The organism is Asticcacaulis aquaticus, assembly GCF_028550415.1.
GTDB classification, from domain to species: domain Bacteria; phylum Pseudomonadota; class Alphaproteobacteria; order Caulobacterales; family Caulobacteraceae; genus Asticcacaulis; species Asticcacaulis aquaticus.
On the sequence record NZ_JAQQKX010000020.1, the window covers coordinates 20,774 to 38,250 of the forward strand.

Here is a 17,477-nt window from a genome sequence, read left to right on the forward strand (position 1 = left end):
GCCCCCCGCCTCAAAAGCCTTTGAGAAAGTGTGACTAAGTGGCGGCGAAATGCAGCCGCAATGAGGCGAAGGACCGCCTTTTCCCCACCTCTGTAATTATCGCTTACATGCGATCTGCAATCGTGACCGAAAACTTAAGATTGGTCATTGACCCCCCGGGCTCAAATCCCTATGTGTGCCGCCGTTTATCCGCAAGCCTGCCCGACCTTTGCCCTTCACAGGAGTTTTCACCATGACTGATCTATTACCCGGCGTTACGGCGGTTCTGGTTCTGGCCGACGGCACCGTGTTTCAGGGCATCGGCTGCGGCGCCACCGGCGATGCGCTGGGTGAGGTCTGTTTCAACACAGCCATGACCGGCTATCAGGAAATCCTCACCGACCCGTCCTATATGGACCAGATCGTCGCCTTCACCTTCCCACACGTCGGTAATGTCGGCGTCAATCCGGAAGACGTCGAGCAGTTGGGGGACGACCCCAAGCGCGCGGCCAAGGGTGCGATCTTCCGCGACGTGCCGACCCCGCCCGCCAACTGGCGCTCGGCGATGAGCTTCAACGACTGGATGGCCTCGCGCGGCGTGGTCGGTCTGGCCGGGATCGACACGCGCGCCCTGACCAAGCGCATCCGTGAAAAGGGTATGCCGCACGGCGTCATCGCCCACGATCCGGAAGGCAAGTTCGACATCGCCGCCTTGACGAAGAAGGCCGCCGACTGGGCGGGCCTCGTCGGGCTCGATCTGGCGCTCGACGCCACCTCGGCGCAGTCCTCGACCTACACCTCGGATCTGTGGAAATGGGCCGAAGGTCATAAGGACGGCCAGAAAAAAGATTTCAACGTCGTCGTCATCGACTACGGCGTCAAGCAGAACATCCTGCGCGCCCTGATCAGCGTTGGTGCAAGCGTAAAGATCGTCCCGGCCAAGACCACCGCCGAAGAGATTCTGGCGATGAAGCCCGATGGCGTCCTGCTGTCGAACGGCCCCGGCGATCCGGCGGCCACGGGTGCCTACGCCGTGCCGGAAATCAAAAAACTGGTCGATGCTGGACTGCCGGTGTTCGGCATCTGCCTCGGCCACCAGATGCTGGCCCTCGCTTTGGGTGCGAAGACCGTCAAGATGGAACAGGGGCACCACGGTGCCAACCATCCGGTCAAGGACGTCACGACGAACAAGGTCGAGATCGTCTCGATGAACCACGGCTTCGCAGTCGATCGCGACTCGCTGCCCGAAGGCGTGGTCGAAACGCACGTCTCGCTGTTCGACGGCACCAACTGCGGCATCGCTCTGGCGAATGCGCCGGTATTCAGCGTCCAGCACCACCCCGAAGCCTCGCCCGGCCCGGTCGATTCGCTCTATCTGTTCGAGCGCTTCGCCCAGCACATGCGCGACGCGAAGGTAAGTGCTTAAATCCTCGCTTTTTATACCTCCCCAACTTGTTGGGGAGGGGGACCGCACGACGCTTGCGTAGCAAGCTAGATGCGGTGGTGGGGGTTCTTGCTTTCTTTAACGCACGACCGTGGCTACTGAAACTCCGAAAGACACCCCACCACCCCGCCCTCCGGGCGCGGTCCCCCTCCCCGCACTGAAGTGCAGGGAGGTATGAAAAGGCATAGATTTCACCGTGCTTCCGAGTGTGGGAAAAGATGTTCAAATTCGCACTTGCATCCCCTGCCTTAAGCCTCTAAAGCACCCGCTTAGCCTGAAAATATAATGAGAGCTTAACAGCTCACACCCTCACCGGACAGCCGCGCCTTGCGCGCTGCCCGAAACTTACCGCGCGCGATAGACGCACATAAAGACGAGAGACCGAGACATGCCCAAGCGTACAGACATCAAGACCATCCTGATTATCGGCGCGGGCCCCATCGTCATCGGTCAGGCCTGCGAGTTCGACTATTCCGGCGTGCAGGCCTGTAAGGCCCTGCGCGAAGAGGGCTACCGCATCGTCCTCGTCAACTCCAACCCCGCCACGATCATGACCGATCCGAACGTGGCCGATGCGACCTATATCGAGCCGATCACCCCGGAATTCGTCGAAAAGATCATCGCCAAGGAGCGCCCGGACGCGCTGCTCCCGACCATGGGCGGTCAGACCGCGCTCAATACCGCGCTGGCGCTCGACGCCTCGGGCGTGCTGAAAAAGTACAATGTCGAAATGATCGGCGCGAAGGCCGAGGTCATCGACAAGGCCGAAGACCGTCAGAAGTTCCGCGACGCCATGGACAAGCTGGGCCTCGAATCGGCCCGCTCCGCCGTCGCCCATACCTGGGACGAAGCGGTCGAGGGCCTCAAGGCCATCGGCGGCCTGCCCGCCGTCATCCGTCCGTCGTTCACGCTGGCCGGGACCGGCGGCGGCATCGCCTATAATCAGGAAGAGTTCCGCGACATCGTCCTGCGCGGCCTCGACCTGTCGCCCACCACCGAAGTCCTGATCGAAGAGTCGATCGTCGGCTGGAAGGAATACGAGATGGAAGTCGTCCGCGACAAGGCGGACAACTGCATCATCGTCTGCTCGATCGAAAACGTCGACCCGATGGGCGTCCACACCGGCGACTCGATCACGGTGGCCCCGGCCCTGACCCTGACCGACAAGGAATACCAGATCATGCGCTCGGCCTCGCTGGCCGTGCTGCGTGAAATCGGCGTCGAAACCGGCGGCTCGAACGTGCAGTTCGCGCTCAACCCCGCCGATGGCCGCATGATCGTCATCGAGATGAATCCGCGCGTGTCGCGCTCCTCGGCGCTGGCGTCTAAGGCCACCGGCTTCCCGATCGCCAAGATCGCCGCCAAGTTGGCCGTCGGCTATACGCTCGATGAACTGACCAACGACATCACCAAGGTCACGCCCGCCTCGTTCGAGCCGTCGATCGATTACGTCGTCACCAAGATCCCGCGGTTTGCGTTTGAAAAGTACCCCGGCTCCGAGCCCCTGCTGGGCACCTCGATGAAGTCGGTCGGCGAAGTCATGGCCATCGGCCGCACCTTCGCCGAGTCGGTGCAGAAGGCCCTGCGCGGGCTGGAAACCGGCCTGTCGGGCTTCGACGAGGTCGAGATCGCGGGCGTCAAGACCGCCACCGACACCCAGGGCATCAAGGACGCCGTTGTGCGCGAACTGGGCCGTCCGACGCCGGACCGCCTGCGCGTCATCGCTCAAGCCTTCCGCCACGGCCTGAGCGTCGAGGAAATCAACGCCGCCTGTGCCTATGAGCCGTGGTTCCTGCGTCAGATCGAAACCATCGTCGCCGAAGAATCGAAGATCGGCGCGCTGGGCCTGCCCAAGACCGCGCACGAACTGCGCAGCTTGAAGGCGCTCGGTTTCTCCGACGTGCGTCTGGCCAAGCTGACGGGTGCAACCGAAAAGGACGTCCGCGCCCATCGTCGCGGCCTGACCGTGCGCCCGGTGTTCAAGCGCATCGACACCTGCGCTGCCGAATTCGCCTCATCCACCGCCTATATGTATTCGACCTACGAGTCGGGCGCGCTTGGTCAGGTGCCGGAAAACGAAGCCGAGCCGACCAATCGCAAGAAGGCCATCATCCTCGGCGGCGGTCCGAACCGGATCGGTCAGGGCATCGAGTTCGACTATTGCTGCTGCCACGCCGCCTTTGCCTTCAAGGACATGGGCATCGAGGCGATCATGGTCAACTGCAACCCGGAAACCGTCTCGACCGACTACGACACGTCGGATCGCCTCTATTTCGAACCCCTGACCGCCGAAGACGTGCTGGAGCTGATCGCCGTCGAGCAGTCGACCGGTGAACTGGCCGGTGTGGTGGTTCAGTTCGGCGGCCAGACGCCGCTCAAACTGGCGCAGGCGCTTGAGGACGAAGGCATCCCCATCCTCGGCACCTCGCCGGACGCCATCGATCTGGCCGAAGACCGCGAGCGCTTCCAGCAACTGCTGAAGAACATTGGCCTGACCCAGCCGGTCAACGCCATCGCCCGCACGCCGGAAGAGGCCTTCAAGGCCGCCCACGAAGTCGGCTACCCGATCGTCATCCGCCCGTCCTACGTGCTGGGCGGCCGCGCCATGGAAATCATCCGCGACGACGAGCAACTGACCCGTTACGTGCGTGAAGCCGTGCAGGTGTCGGGCGACTCGCCGGTCCTGATCGACCAGTATCTCTCGGCCGCCATCGAAGTCGATGCCGACGCGCTGGCCGACGGGTCGGGTGATGTGTTCGTCGCCGGGATCATGGAGCACATCGAAGAAGCGGGCGTCCATTCAGGCGACTCGGCCTGTTCGCTGCCCCCCTTCTCGCTAAAAGCCGAAACCGTCAAGGAACTGGAACGCCAGACGATCGAACTGGCCAAGGCCCTGAACGTCAAGGGTCTGATGAACGTGCAGTTCGCCATCATGAATCCCTATACCGACCCGAAGATCTACGTCCTTGAGGTCAATCCACGCGCCTCGCGCACCGTGCCGTTCGTGGCAAAAACGTTGGGTCAACCGCTGGCCGCCATCGCCGCCAAGGTCATGGCCAATGAGCCTCTGTCGACCTTCGGCCTGACGGCGCGCGACTACAAGCACGTCGCAGTGAAGGAAGCCGTCTTCCCGTTCGCGCGCTTCGCCAATGTCGACACGGTGCTTGGGCCTGAGATGCGCTCGACCGGCGAAGTCATGGGCCTCGACTGGGTCCGCGACGGCGAAGAGATGATCGACGCCTTCTCGCGTGCCTTTGCCAAATCGCAACAGGGCGCAGGCGTGCAACTGCCGACCGCCGGTAAGGTCTTCGTCTCGGTCAAGGATCAGGACAAGCCGCTGATCGTCGAGTCGATCCGCACCCTGCTCGGCCTCGGCTTCGAGGTCTGCGCCACGGTCGGCACCGCCGACTATCTGGCCCAACAGGGCGTCAGCGTCGAGACGATCAAGAAGGTGCTCGAAGGCCGTCCGAACATTCAGGACGCCATCAAGAACGGGGAGATCGCGCTGGTCTTCAACACCACCGAAGGCAAGCAGGCCATCCTCGACTCGTTCTCGATCCGCCGCACGGCCCTGATGTCTAAGGTGCCCTACTATACCACCGCCAACGGCGCCGTGGCCGCCGTCCGCGCCATCGCGGCGGGCGCCAGGGATGGCCTCGACGTGCGATCCATTCAGGCCTACGCGTAAGCCGCCCTCAAAGCTCTGCCCCATACCTCCCCGACACAATCGGGGAGGTATATTTTTGTCGGCCGCCCGAATTTTGCCCTCTTTTAACGTTTGATCACGCAACTTGTGATGCGCACCGATTTCGCTATGATGCGCCGCACCTATCCCTTTTTATTTCCGATAGAGCCACACGTCCCGCATGCCCACCTATCTCCCGGAAGCCCTGAAATGGCTGCGCCGCGTCCTGACGGTCGCCGCTCCCATTGCTCTGTTCTGCCTGTTCTTCCACGTGGAGATTCTCGACCCGACGCGCATCGGCTGGCTGCTGGACGAAGACTGGGGTCAGCACGTGCTGGGCTGGCACGCCTTCCGTAACGTGCCGTGGGCGTGGCCGTTCAACTATCAGAATCTGCTGGCCTGGCCGACGGGGATTTCGATTATCTATACGGATTCCAATCCGTTTTTCTCGTTCATCTTCAAGGCCCTGAGCCCGATCCTGCCGGATAATTTCCAGTTTATTGGCCCGTGGTTCGGCCTGTGCGTCGCCATGCAGTTCTTCTTTGGTTACCGGCTGGTGCGTCCGCACGCACCGGGGCCGTGGGCCGCGCTGGCCGGGGCAGTCATCATGACCCTGCTGCCGGCGCTCTACTACCGTATGCGCCACGATACGCTGGTCGCACACTTCCTCATTCTGTGGACCCTGTGGATCTTCTTCAACGTCAAGAACGAGAAGCATAAGAACTGGTGGTACGCGGCGTCGCTCGGCGTTACCGGTTTCCTTCATCCCTACATGCTGTTCATGATGGCCGCCGTCTGGGGCGGCGACGTCCTGCGCAAATTCATTCCTGCCGCGAAGGCGCTGGACCGCAAACAGATCCTGATCATTATCCGCGACTGCGCCCTGATCTTCGCCTGCCCGATGATTGCGCTGGGCATTTCCGGTGCCTATTCCGGCTCTTCTGCCGAAGCCAAGGGCTACGGGTTCTACTCGATGGGCCTGGATGCGCCGATCAATCCGGTGCAGCCCGACTTCTCCTTCTTCATCCGCTCGCACCCTCAGGACATGGGGCAGTATTTCGAAGGTTTCCAGTATATGGGCCTCGGCATTCTGGGCCTGCTGATCGGCGCGCTGCTGCTGTATCAGATCACCTTCTCCGCCCGGCAGGCGCGGCCGTTCATCGATAGCTGCAAGCCGCTGATCATTCCCTTCGTCTGCTTGCTGGTCATCGCCCTGTCCAACCACGTGCAGTTTTACGACATTACCCTGCTCAACATCCCGCTGCCGCCCTACGTGCTCGAAAAGCTGGCGGTGCTGCGCGCGTCGGGCCGGTTCTTCTGGCCGATCGCCTATACTCTGATGCTGATCGCGCTGGTCATCGTCTATAAGTCGCGGCCCAAGATCATGCAGGTCGCCCTGCCCGCCGTGATCGTCATTCAACTGATCGACCTGCAGGGCTTCATCGCCGCCATGCGCGCCCAGACCGAACTGGCGCGTTCGACCGTCATCTACGATCAGGCGCCCGATCCCCTGTGGGACAAGCTGATTTCCGGGGCGAAGGGCGTCGATTTCTACCCCGCGCAGGTCCATCTGAACGACAAGCTGTTCTATGAGATCACCTGGCGCGCGGTCTCTCAGAAGAAGCCGGTCAACACCATGTACATGGCCCGCGAAAACGTCGGCCAGCGCGCGATCGAACTCAAGGGCCGCGAAGCCTATCTCAACGGCGAGATCAATAACGACAACCTGTACGTCTTCCTCAATCAGTGTCTGGCCCCGGCCAATCTGCAACCACTGATGCGCGAAGTAGACGGCGTATGGATCATCCCGCCGGCCTCGATGCGCCACCTGCCGCTGGATCACCCCGAATGGAAGCCGATCAAGGCGCGTATGGGTCTGGGCTTCCTCAATCAGGGTTCGTGTCTGCTCGACAAGAACTGGGCCCCGCCCGAAGGCGACGGCGCCTGGACGTTGGGTAAACGCGCCGAAATGGTCATCCCGATTCAGGAGATTCAGTTCGAAAACGACATCCGTCCGGTCAAGCCGTCGCTTCGCATGGTCGCCAAGAGCTTCTATCGCCCGATGACCGTCGATGTCCTCATCAACGGCGTCAAGCGCGGCACGATGGAACTCGAAAAAATACGCTCCTATCAGGACATTCCCCTGCCACCGTCGGTCTTCAATCGCAAGGATATGAAGGTCACCTTCCTCATCCACGACCCCCTGTCGCTCAAGGATGTCGGCCGCGGCGACGACGAGCGCCTGCTGGGGATGAAGCTGTTCCGCCTGACCCTTGAGGACGCCGCCGTGCGCGAAAAGGCCGAGGCGGAAAAACAGGCGAAAATCGCCGAGGCGCAAAAAGACATCAAGGCAGCGGTGCAAACCGAGTCCCCCGGTATCGCGGCGGGTCAGCAGGCGGTCAAAACACCCGCGAAACCGTAAGGAAAGCCGCCTTGAAATAGGGGGTTTAATCCGTGCACGAAACGGGATATAAGACGCCCCCCGAACGCAAGGGAAAGCTATGCCGATTATAGGCGAAGCCATCTTGCGCCGGGTAAAAACCGTATCTATCTTTCGTCAACCGGTCGCAGGCACCCTCGACCGCCGTTGATTTTTTTGTCTTCACTCAGGGTGTAATTAAGAAAACAATCGCACATGGAAAAAGTGCCGATGACCGGCGCGGGCTATCAGGCCCTCGACGATGAACTTAAGCGTTTGAAGCAGGTCGAGCGTCCGTCCGTGATCGCCGCCATTGCCGAAGCCCGTTCGCACGGCGATCTTTCGGAAAACGCTGAATATCACGCCGCCAAGGAGCGTCAGGGCTGGATCGAAGGTCAGATCGCCGAGATCGAGGACAAGATCAGCCGCGCTCAGGTGATCGACGTATCGAAACTGTCGGGTCAGAACATCAAGTTCGGCGCGACCGTCACCGTGGTCGATGAAGACACCGAGGAAGAGGGCCGCTATCAGGTCGTCGGCGAGCACGAGGCCGATGTGAAGTCGGGCAAGATTTCGCTGACCTCGCCGCTGTCGCGCGCCATGATCGGCAAGGAAGTCGGCGACGTGGTCGAAGTGACGACGCCCGCAGGCGTGAAGGCCTACGAAATCCTCAAGGTCGAATGGATCTAATTCGATTTCCCTTCTCCCCGTTCTACGGGGAGAAGGTGCCGCACAGCGGCGGATGAGGGGCAATTGCTCAACGCACCCATTACCACCGAAGACTCCCTGAAAATCCCCCGGCACGGCCAACTGGTCGTCTGGGCGGTATCGGACGGGCGCGCGGGTATCCATAATCAGGTTCTGGGTCTTGCCGAAGCCATTGCCGACCTGACCCCGGCCAATGTCGTGGTGCGCCATATTCGCTACCGCCGGATGTTCGATCGCTGGCCGACCTTTCTGCGCCTGTTTCCGCACCTGATGCTGAAACGCGATTCCGACCCCGTCGGCCGTCCTTGGCCCGATATCTGGATCGCCGCCGGACGCGCCACCCTGCCCCATTCGAAGCGCGTCAAAAAACTGAGCAACGGCCAGACCCTCGTCGTGCAGCTTCAGGACCCGCGCGAAGCCTCCAAACGCTTCGACATGGTCATTGCCCCCCTGCACGATCAGGTGAAGGGCGATAACGTCCTGTCGATTCAAGGTTCGACCCACCGCGTGACGCCGGAACGCCTCAAACGCGAAGCCGCGCCGTGGGCAGAGCGCCTGTCCGCCTTTGACGGCCCCTTCCTCACCGTCCTGATCGGCGGCAAGTCGAAGAGCCATACGATCAGCGCCGAGCGCGCCGAAGCCCTCGTTCAGCAGATTCGCATCGCCGTCAAAAGCAAGAAAGCCACCCTGCTCCTTAGCGTGTCGCGCCGCACGCCCGACGATGCGCGTAAGGTGCTGATGGAGGGGCTGAAAGACCTGCCGGGCATTCTTTACGACGGCAAGGGTGAGAACCCCTATTTCGCCTTTCTCAACGCCGCCGATTTCCTGATGGTGACCGAGGATTCCGTCAATATGGCCGCCGAGGCCAGCGCCACCGGCAAACCGGTCCATATCCTCAGCATGGATGCGCGCGGTTCCGGCGCCAAGTTCGGGCGCTTTCATCAGGGATTGCAGGATTATGGTGCCGCCCGTCCGTGGTCGGGCGAGCTGCGCCAATGGAAATATACGCCGCTGAATGAAACGCGCCGCGCCGCCGAGGCCGTGCTGGCGCTTTATGCCGAAAAACACCCGGACCGCCGCGCAAAAGGGTGACAAGCGGCGGCGCGGTGATTATCTAAGGGCCGATATTTGTGAGGGCGCGACTCGCCCTGTTTCTCCGAGACCACACCATGACCACGCCCCGTCCCCTTCGTTGCGCCATTATCGGTTCCGGCCCTGCCGGCTGGACCGCCGCCATCTATGCGGCGCGCGGCCTGCTCAACCCGGTGGTCTTCACCGGACCTCAGACGGGCGGGCAACTGACCATCACCACCGACGTCGAGAACTATCCCGGCTTTTCCGAGGTGATCCAGGGCCCGTGGCTGATGGATCAGATGCGCGCTCAGGCCGAGCATATGGGCACAGAGGTCATCAGCGACATCGTGACCAAGGCCGATTTGTCGCGCCGGCCGTTCCTGCTGGAAACCGACTCGGGCCTGCAATATCTGGCCGAAACCGTCATCATCTCGACCGGCGCTCAGGCTAAGTGGCTGGGCCTCGACTCGGAAAAGACCTATCAAGGCTTCGGCGTCTCGGCCTGCGCGACCTGCGACGGCTTCTTCTACCGCAACAAGGTCGTGGCCGTGGTCGGCGGCGGCAATACGGCGGTTGAGGAAGCCCTGTTCCTGACCAAGTTCGCCGCCAAGGTTTACCTGATCCACCGCCGTGACAGCGTGCGCTCGGAAAAAATCCTCGCCGAACGGATGCTGGCCGAACCCAAGATCGAGCCGATCTGGGATACGGCGATCGACGAGGTGCTGGGCGAAACCAATGAATACGGCGGGCTGGGTGTTACCGGCGTGCGCCTGAAGAACGTCCTGACCGGCGATAAGCGTGAACTGCCGCTCGACGGCGTGTTCATCGCCATCGGCCACGCCCCGTCCTCGCAACTGTTCCAGGGCCAGCTTGAGACCAATTCCGGCGGCTACCTCAAGGTCGAACCCGGCACGCCAAAAACCGCTATCAAGGGCGTCTTTGCCGCAGGCGACGTGACCGACGACGTCTATCGTCAGGCCGTCACCGCGGCAGGCATGGGCTGCATGGCTGCCCTCGAAGCCGTGCGCCTGCTGGCTGAAGAAGACCACCATAAGCAGGACGAGAAAATCGGCGTTTGGTAGTTTGAGAGGGGGGATTCGATGCAACTGCCTAAACTTGGTAAGCTTTTAATACTCAAGGCTGCGGAAGTGTGGGGAAACGAGCCTCAGATTTTTACGCCATGGTTGTCACAGAACTTAGAATTGCTGTCTGAAGCTTTGCAGATAGAAGAGTTAGAACTTAAGGGAACTGAAGTCTCAGCTGGAGACTTCAGACTGGACATACTGGCTGAAGATGGTGAAGGCTTTCCAGTCATCATTGAAAATCAGTTTGGCGCGACAGATCATAAACATCTTGGGCAACTTATCAGTTATGTTGCCAGCTTAAAGAATCGCGCAACAGTCGTTTGGGTGGCTGAAAGATTTAAAGAAGATCATAGAGCCGCTATAGACTGGCTAAATTCCAGCACATCAGAAGATTATGACTTTTTTGCCGTTGAAGTCGAGGCACTTAAAATCGGCGATAGCGACCCCGCTCCTTATTTCAATGTGGTTGCTAAACCTAATAACTGGGCAAGAAATGTTCGCGCAGTTTCAAGACAAACCTCTACCGGAGAATTAGCTAGCAGACACCATATGCGAATAAGCTATTGGGCGTCATTTGCCGAGTATTTGCGGGCGAAAAACAGTAAATTTCAAATTCGTCGACAAAATAAAGACCATTGGTTTGAGTTCCCTATTGGCCGCAGCGGCATTGTAATTAGCTCTACGATTACGACGAAGGGGCGAATTGGCGTCGAACTCTACCTGCATAAAGATCCTTTGAAAGCCGGTATAAGACAATTGAAAGCGGATAAAACTGCAATCGAACAAGAATTTGGAGAAGCCTTAGATTGGCAGGAACTGCTTGGAAAAAAGGCTAGCCGTATTGCTGTTTTCAAAACCGATTCCGACCCTTCTGATGAAAACAGCTATTCTGAGTTACATGATTGGATGCTTGATCGTATGGAACGCTTTCAACGCGTCTTTGGCCAGCGTGTAAAACAATTGAACTTGGAGCTATCAGATACATCTGAGGATAATGTTGATCCTGAAGATATCATCTAATATCGCCACACCCGTGATTTGACTCCCGGCTCCTTTTAGGCTTTTAGCTGCGCCTTGATCCCTTAAGGCTTCCACTGTGCAAATCCAGTTCACCCGTCGTTTTTCCATGGCCCATCGCCTGCGCGCCGACCGTTCGTCGAAGTGCGCGACCCCGCATGGCCATAACGAATTCGTCAAGGTGACCCTGAAAGCCAAATCCGCCGACACAGTGAAGTGGGGGCAGTCCAACTATGCCCAAAGCTTCGACCTGCTTAAACGCGACTGGCACCGCTTCGTCGATGATGCGCTCGACCATGCGTTTCAGCTCGGTCACGACGACCCGATGATCGGGTTTTTCAAAGCGCATGAGCCGGACCTCCTGCCGCGTCTGCTGGTCATTTCCGGCGATCCGACCACCGAAGCCGTGGCGCTGGCGCTCTATTACAAGCTCAACGCTATCCTCCGCACCCACGTGCCGGATTTCGAATGCGTGCGCTTCGAGATCGAAGAAACACCCACCAACAGCGTCATCCTGACACCGGACGACCTGATCGGTGCGCCGCGTCTGGCCGACTGGTGCCACCGTGCCGATATGAGCCTCAACGATATTCTCACGCCGGATCAATGGGCGCAGCCGAAGGGCGACACATGTACCTGAAATCCCGCCACGTCTTTGTCGAGGGCCTGAGGGTCGAGGCCGCCATCGGCATCTACGACTACGAACACGGCCGCACCCAGCCCCTGATCATCGACGCCGACATCACCATCGGCTTGCACGAAATCAAGGGCCTGAAGGACACGCTGAACTACGAGATGGTGGGCAATCTGGCGCGCGACATCATCGCCGTCGGCCATATCAAACTGGTTGAAACCCTGGCCGAAGACCTCGCCCGCGCGGTGCTGGATCTACCGCAAGCCCTCGAAGTCCGCATCCGGATTTCCAAGCCCGAAGCGCTGAAAGACGCCGACCGTTCGGGCTGCGTCGTGGTTTTCACCAAGTGACCCCTCTCGGCTATAAAGCCCATCTGGCCCTGATGGCGCGCTATAATCAGTGGATGAACGGCAAGGTGCTGACCCTGATGGCCGATCATCCCGAGCGCGACTTCACCGAGAATCGCGGCGGCTTTTTCAAGTCCGTGTGGGGCGCACTCAACCACCTGATCGTCGCCGACATCATCTGGCTGGCGCGGATGACGAAGCACCCGAGCGGTCACCTGCTGCTACCGGTCCTCGACCTGCCGAAACCGGCGGGCCTGACGGATATCCTCTACGAAGATTATCAGTCCTATGCCGCACCCCGCCGGGCGTTGGACGAACTGCTGATCGCCTATGTCGATAGCCTGAACGAGGACGACATCGCCTCGACCTTTACCTATAGCCGCGCCAATGGCGAAACCCATACCAAGGTGCTTGGCCTGACGCTCAGCCACGTTTTCAATCATCAGACCCATCACCGTGGCCAGATCACCACGCTTTTCACGCAGATGGGCCTTGATATAGGCGTGACGGACGTGCACCTTCTGGTGCCAGAACTTACCCCCGAACCCTGATCAGGAACCGATGACCGCCAATACCCCCGCCCCGGCCCGCGAAAAAATCAGTGACAAGCGTATCGTGCCGGTCATCAACTATCTGCTGTTCTTCATCTTCCTGATGACGGCGGGCATTTCAGGCCTCCCGGCCATTACCCTGATCTACCTGTTTCAGGACGAAGCCCCCGACTGGCTCAAGAGCCACTATCAGTTTCAGAAACGCACCTTCTGGATCGGTATCATCGCCGTCGTGGCCCTGTTTGTGCTGACCGGTATCGGCCGTTCGGTGGCGCACCCGATCACCGCCGCCATCGTCTGGATCGGTTTTACGGCGGTCTTCTTCTGGACGATTGGTCGCAGCGTGATGGGCTTCAACCATATCTTCCACAAACGCGCCTATCCCAACCCGAAAAGCTGGCTGGTTTAAGCCGTAAGACCTACTGCCCCGGCTCTTTCCCCGCCATATCGAACAGGTTGAAGGTCACATCCCCCGGCAGGATCACATCGCCAGGTTTCTGCTCGGCCTTGCATGCCCCCAGACGCTTCGACAGGATCGTCATATTGACCACGCGGTTCATGTGCGGCACGGCAGCGCCCGTCGTCTGCGAGCGCAGGGTCATGGTGTAGTTGCTGGTATAGTCGCCGGTGATCTTGCCCGAGATTTCCATCGTCCCGCCGGTGCCCATATTGCATTCGGCCAGAATACCCCACGAGCCGTCTTCGAGGTGACTGACCGTATTTTTCTGGCAGCGGTCGCCATTGAGATCGGTCCCGGTAATCCCCAGTTGCTTTTCGGTCGCCGCATCGATGCATATCTGCATGGTCTGGGCCTGAGCCTCGGAGCCTTCTTCGCTCATGGTCATGTCCCACAGGCCGGGCTTGCGTAACGGCAGGACGTCCATGGGTTTGGGCGCGGGTTTCGGGGCTTCGACGACCGCGGCTTCGGGTTCGGGCGCCTTTTCCTTCTTGCCGCAGCCCGCCAGCAACGACAACACCGCCACGACGGGCGCGACGGACAGGAACAGCCAACGATATCCGCGCATTGTTTCGTTTCCTCCCCGGTTTTGGCCGTCCCGCAAATTTACGCGAGGACAACGCGAAAATAGTAGAGGAAAACGCCCAACAAGCGAGTCGAATAATGACGCGAAGTCAATTTGTCGCCGTTTCAAACGGCGAACCGATGCGCCGGGTCATCGAAAAGCGCAACGAGCCGCTGTTAAAGCGCTTTTTTAGCGACAATCCGCAGGGTTTGCAGGGTGCGCGGCAGTTCTTCGGCCAGACGGCGGCTGATTTCGCGCGCCCCGACGGGATAGGCCTCGCCGCCCTCGGCGATCTCGTTCGCCATCTTCGCCGTGGCGTCGATCAGGATTTCCAGCTCGGCAATCTGTTCGCGCGCCAGAGACTTGGCCTCTTCCTGCAGGCGACGCACGCGCTGGGTACGGCTTTCGCGCGCGCTGACCGTGGCGTCGACCAGGTTTTGCAACGGCGTGTGCAGGTTGACCGGCACGACATTGATGACCTCGTTGACGACGCCTTCGATGGCCGGCGCCGGTATGTCGGTCCCCAGAGGCGCGTCCTTCGAGGACGGCGGCACGACATTCAATCTTGTTCTACGCATATAAGCACCCCGACCAGATATACGCGCCCCATAATGTCATCGGTTACCGCAAATCCGCAGCGGTCCGCTTTGACACAGTCAGGGCTTCCGACCCTGACTTATGCACAGGACAGACCACAAAGGTGCGGCAATTCGCAGCAAAAATCCAGAGGAATGTAAGAGGCGACGCCTCAAAATGGCACATTTTCGTAACAGGGGCGTGACGAATAGGCCTCAGTCGTGAAACAGCTCGCCTACCTGCCCGTAATCATTGCATCTTAAGTTTTGAGATGTTCGCATTTGCGCTTCAGGTTTCTGAATCGCCACCGATCATCTCGCGTGCAAACTCCAGATCGAGCAACTTGAGCCGCTTGACCTCGTCGCGCAGGCGAGCGGCCTCTTCGAACTCCAGATTCGACGCCGCCTCGCGCATCCGCGCCTCCAGATCCTTGAGCGTCGCCTGAAAATTCGAGCCGAGAAACGGCTTGGAGTCCTTGCCCGCGACACCCACCGGCACCTGGACGCGGTCGGCCTTTTCATACGGACTGTCGAGGATATCGCTAATGCCGCGCTTGACCGATTCCGGCGTAATGCCGTGCTCGGCATTATAGGCAAGTTGCTTGTCGCGGCGGCGCGTGGTCTCCGCCAGAGCGCGCTCCATAGAGCCGGTCATCTTGTCGGCATAGAGGATGACCTTGCCGTCGACGTTACGCGCTGCCCGGCCGATAGTCTGAATCAGCGAGGTTTCCGAGCGCAGGAAGCCTTCCTTGTCGGCGTCGAGTATGGCCACGAAGCCACATTCGGGGATATCGAGCCCTTCGCGCAGCAGGTTGATCCCGATCAGCACATCGAACGCCCCCAGACGCAGGTCGCGGATAATCTCGATGCGCTCCAGTGTCTCGATATCGGAGTGCATGTAGCGCACCCGGATGCCTTGCTCGTGCATATAGTCGGTCAGGTTCTCGGCCATCTTCTTGGTCAGTACGGTGACCAGCGAGCGATAACCATGCTTGGCGACCTCACGCACCTCGGCGATAACGTCATCGACCTGATTGGCGCCGTCTTTCGACACGGGGCGGATCTCGACCGGCGGATCGATCAGGCCGGTCGGGCGAATGACCTGCTCGGTAAACACGCCCGAGGTCTGAGTCATTTCCCACGGCCCGGGCGTGGCCGACACCGAGACGGTCTGCGGCCGCATGGCGTCCCATTCTTCGAACTTGAGCGGGCGGTTATCCATGCACGACGGCAGGCGGAACCCGTATTCGGCCAGCACCGATTTGCGCGCAAAGTCGCCACGATACATGCCACCGATCTGCGGGATGGTGACGTGGCTCTCATCGGCGAACAGAAGCGCGTTTTCCGGCAGATATTCGAAGAAGGTCGGCGGCGGATCGCCGGCATTGCGTCCGGTCAGGTAACGCGAATAGTTTTCGATCCCCGCACAGGCCCCGGTCGCCTCCATCATCTCCAAATCGAAGGTGGTGCGCTGCTCAAGGCGCTGGGCCTCCAGCAGCTTGCCCTCGGCATGCAGTTGCGCCAGACGCAGCTTGAGCTCGGCCTTGATGCGGTCGATGGCCTGACGCAGTGTCGGGCGCGGTGTCACATAGTGGCTGGCGGCATAGACCTTGAGGTCTTTCAAATCCGCCGTCTTCTTGCCGGTCAGCGGATCGAACTCGGTCAGGGCCTCGATCTCATCGCCGAACAGCGAGATGCGCCACGCCCGGTCTTCGTAGTGGGCCGGGAAGATTTCAATCACATCGCCGCGGCGGCGGAAGGTTCCGCGTTCGAACGCCGCATCATTGCGCTTATATTGCAAGGCTACGAGGTCGGCGCGCAGTTGTGCTTCATCGATGGTTTGCCCGACCTTCAGTTCGAAGGTCATGGCAGTGTAGGTTTCAACCGAACCGATACCATAGATGCACGAGACCGAGGCGACGATGATCACATCGTCGCGCTCAAGGATGGCGCGCGTGGCCGAGTGACGCATCCGGTCGATCTGTTCGTTGATCGAAGAGTCCTTCTCTATATAGGTGTCGGTGCGCGGCACATAGGCTTCGGGCTGGTAGTAGTCGTAGTAGGAGACAAAATACTCGACCGCGTTTTCCGGGAAAAAGGCCTTGAACTCACTATAGAGCTGCGCCGCCAGCGTCTTGTTGTGCGCCAGAATGAGCGCTGGACGCTGGGTCGCCTCGATGATCTTGGCCATGGTGAACGTCTTGCCGGACCCGGTCACCCCCAGCAGCACCTGATCGTGTTCCTGCGCCTCGATCCCTGCCACCAGCTCGGCAATCGCCGCTGGCTGATCCCCCGCCGGTTCGTAGGCCGAATGCAGGACGAACTTGCGCCCACCCTCGGATTTTTCCGGGCGTTCGGGACGGTGCGGCGACCACAGGGCGGGCGGAAAGTCCTGCGCGCCCCCGAATTCGGCAGCGCGGACGACGGAATCACCCCGAATAAGGCGAGCAAGATGGGAACATGTCATGAACATAAGATAGCGCGCCATAAAAAAAAAGAAAGGGGCGGCATTGGCCTTTTATGCCCGCCCTTCATAAAAACCCCATAAGGGCCCGAATCTGGCAGCAAGTTTTCAGGCGTCTCCCCTCACAGGCGATTCATATGCGAATCCAGTGCCTTGCCGATGCCGATTTCGCATACCGGCGTTCGATACATGCGAGCGCTGGATTCTGTCCTTGGGCTTTTCCTCAATAAGCTTGGCTAAATTGTAATCCAAAACAAACGGGCAAAATCACCATTGAATAGGCGAAGAAAAAACACGACAATCATCACACTTTTTACTTGATAAAAAATATCAATATAGCCGCCATAATCTTTATGGAGAATTGACAGGAGCCAAAGTAAAGGGATCATAATCCCCTGCGTCAACTGATGCTCTTTTTACCTTAACCGTCATTTAACACATTTTTGCCACATTTGTCGCTATAAGACGGGCCG

General features: G+C 59.7%; 14 protein-coding genes. 11 read left to right on the forward strand and 3 right to left on the reverse strand.

The window, feature by feature from the left end:
* Window positions 1-232: 232 nt before the first annotated feature.
* The 11 genes from carA (at window position 233) to PQU92_RS17550 (ending at window position 13,352) form a co-directional block, all read left to right on the forward strand.
* Window positions 233-1,405: a glutamine-hydrolyzing carbamoyl-phosphate synthase small subunit gene (carA, locus tag PQU92_RS17500; RefSeq protein ID WP_272749592.1), complete on the forward strand. Its 1,173-nt coding sequence runs from the start codon at window positions 233-235 to the stop codon at window positions 1,403-1,405.
* A gap of 406 nt (window positions 1,406-1,811) precedes the next feature.
* Complete coding sequence (carB, locus tag PQU92_RS17505; RefSeq protein WP_272749593.1) at window positions 1,812-5,111, forward strand: carbamoyl-phosphate synthase large subunit; 3,300 nt, start codon at window positions 1,812-1,814, stop codon at window positions 5,109-5,111.
* A 178-nt stretch (window positions 5,112-5,289) separates the two neighbouring features.
* Complete coding sequence (locus PQU92_RS17510) at window positions 5,290-7,530, forward strand: DUF6311 domain-containing protein (RefSeq protein WP_272749594.1); 2,241 nt, start codon at window positions 5,290-5,292, stop codon at window positions 7,528-7,530.
* 213 nt (window positions 7,531-7,743) lie between these two features.
* Window positions 7,744-8,217, forward strand: a complete 474-nt coding sequence (gene greA, locus PQU92_RS17515; RefSeq protein ID WP_272749595.1) for a transcription elongation factor GreA — start codon at window positions 7,744-7,746, stop codon at window positions 8,215-8,217.
* Window positions 8,218-8,280: 63 nt separating this feature from the next.
* Window positions 8,281-9,327 (forward strand): mitochondrial fission ELM1 family protein, encoded by a 1,047-nt coding sequence (locus PQU92_RS17520; RefSeq protein WP_272749596.1) that lies wholly within the window; start codon window positions 8,281-8,283, stop codon window positions 9,325-9,327.
* A 77-nt stretch (window positions 9,328-9,404) separates the two neighbouring features.
* Window positions 9,405-10,391 carry a thioredoxin-disulfide reductase gene (gene trxB, locus PQU92_RS17525; protein WP_272749597.1) on the forward strand — a complete coding sequence of 329 codons (987 nt, stop codon included), beginning with the start codon at window positions 9,405-9,407 and terminating at the stop codon, window positions 10,389-10,391.
* Between the two features lie 18 nt (window positions 10,392-10,409).
* Window positions 10,410-11,414, forward strand: a complete 1,005-nt coding sequence (locus PQU92_RS17530; protein ID WP_272749598.1) for a DUF4268 domain-containing protein — start codon at window positions 10,410-10,412, stop codon at window positions 11,412-11,414.
* 76 nt (window positions 11,415-11,490) lie between these two features.
* Window positions 11,491-12,051 (forward strand): 6-pyruvoyl trahydropterin synthase family protein, encoded by a 561-nt coding sequence (locus tag PQU92_RS17535; RefSeq protein ID WP_272749599.1) that lies wholly within the window; start codon window positions 11,491-11,493, stop codon window positions 12,049-12,051.
* Entirely contained in the window at window positions 12,042-12,395 is a 354-nt protein-coding gene (locus tag PQU92_RS17540; protein ID WP_272749600.1) for a dihydroneopterin aldolase, read from the forward strand. The genes PQU92_RS17535 and PQU92_RS17540 overlap by 10 nt, the downstream gene beginning before the upstream one ends.
* Window positions 12,392-12,943, forward strand: a complete 552-nt coding sequence (locus PQU92_RS17545; RefSeq protein ID WP_272749601.1) for a DinB family protein — start codon at window positions 12,392-12,394, stop codon at window positions 12,941-12,943. The genes PQU92_RS17540 and PQU92_RS17545 overlap by 4 nt, the downstream gene beginning before the upstream one ends.
* Window positions 12,944-12,953: 10 nt before the next feature.
* Window positions 12,954-13,352 carry a DUF4870 family protein gene (locus tag PQU92_RS17550; protein ID WP_272749602.1) on the forward strand — a complete coding sequence of 133 codons (399 nt, stop codon included), beginning with the start codon at window positions 12,954-12,956 and terminating at the stop codon, window positions 13,350-13,352.
* A 10-nt stretch (window positions 13,353-13,362) separates the two neighbouring features.
* Here PQU92_RS17550 and PQU92_RS17555 read toward each other — a convergent pair whose 3' ends face one another.
* From PQU92_RS17555 to uvrB, 3 genes are all read right to left on the reverse strand, one after another.
* Window positions 13,363-13,968, reverse strand: a complete 606-nt coding sequence (locus PQU92_RS17555) for a DUF3617 domain-containing protein (protein WP_272749603.1) — start codon at window positions 13,966-13,968, stop codon at window positions 13,363-13,365.
* A 173-nt stretch (window positions 13,969-14,141) separates the two neighbouring features.
* Entirely contained in the window at window positions 14,142-14,543 is a 402-nt protein-coding gene (locus tag PQU92_RS17560; RefSeq protein WP_272749604.1) for a hypothetical protein, read from the reverse strand.
* A 286-nt stretch (window positions 14,544-14,829) separates the two neighbouring features.
* Window positions 14,830-17,007, reverse strand: a complete 2,178-nt coding sequence (gene uvrB, locus PQU92_RS17565) for an excinuclease ABC subunit UvrB (RefSeq protein WP_368407121.1) — start codon at window positions 17,005-17,007, stop codon at window positions 14,830-14,832.
* Window positions 17,008-17,477: the final 470 nt, after the last annotated feature.

Coding starts and splice junctions, on each gene's coding strand:
- carB (WP_272749593.1), top strand. CDS start 1,812: ATGCCCAAGCGTACAGACATCAAGACCATCCTGATTATCGGCGCGGGC.
- PQU92_RS17530 (WP_272749598.1), top strand. CDS start 10,410: ATGCAACTGCCTAAACTTGGTAAGCTTTTAATACTCAAGGCTGCGGAA.
- PQU92_RS17510 (WP_272749594.1), top strand. CDS start 5,290: ATGCCCACCTATCTCCCGGAAGCCCTGAAATGGCTGCGCCGCGTCCTG.
- PQU92_RS17550 (WP_272749602.1), top strand. CDS start 12,954: ATGACCGCCAATACCCCCGCCCCGGCCCGCGAAAAAATCAGTGACAAG.
- greA (WP_272749595.1), top strand. CDS start 7,744: ATGGAAAAAGTGCCGATGACCGGCGCGGGCTATCAGGCCCTCGACGAT.
- carA (WP_272749592.1), top strand. CDS start 233: ATGACTGATCTATTACCCGGCGTTACGGCGGTTCTGGTTCTGGCCGAC.
- trxB (WP_272749597.1), top strand. CDS start 9,405: ATGACCACGCCCCGTCCCCTTCGTTGCGCCATTATCGGTTCCGGCCCT.
- uvrB (WP_368407121.1), bottom strand. CDS start 17,007: ATGACATGTTCCCATCTTGCTCGCCTTATTCGGGGTGATTCCGTCGTC.
- PQU92_RS17560 (WP_272749604.1), bottom strand. CDS start 14,543: ATGCGTAGAACAAGATTGAATGTCGTGCCGCCGTCCTCGAAGGACGCG.
- PQU92_RS17555 (WP_272749603.1), bottom strand. CDS start 13,968: ATGCGCGGATATCGTTGGCTGTTCCTGTCCGTCGCGCCCGTCGTGGCG.
- PQU92_RS17540 (WP_272749600.1), top strand. CDS start 12,042: ATGTACCTGAAATCCCGCCACGTCTTTGTCGAGGGCCTGAGGGTCGAG.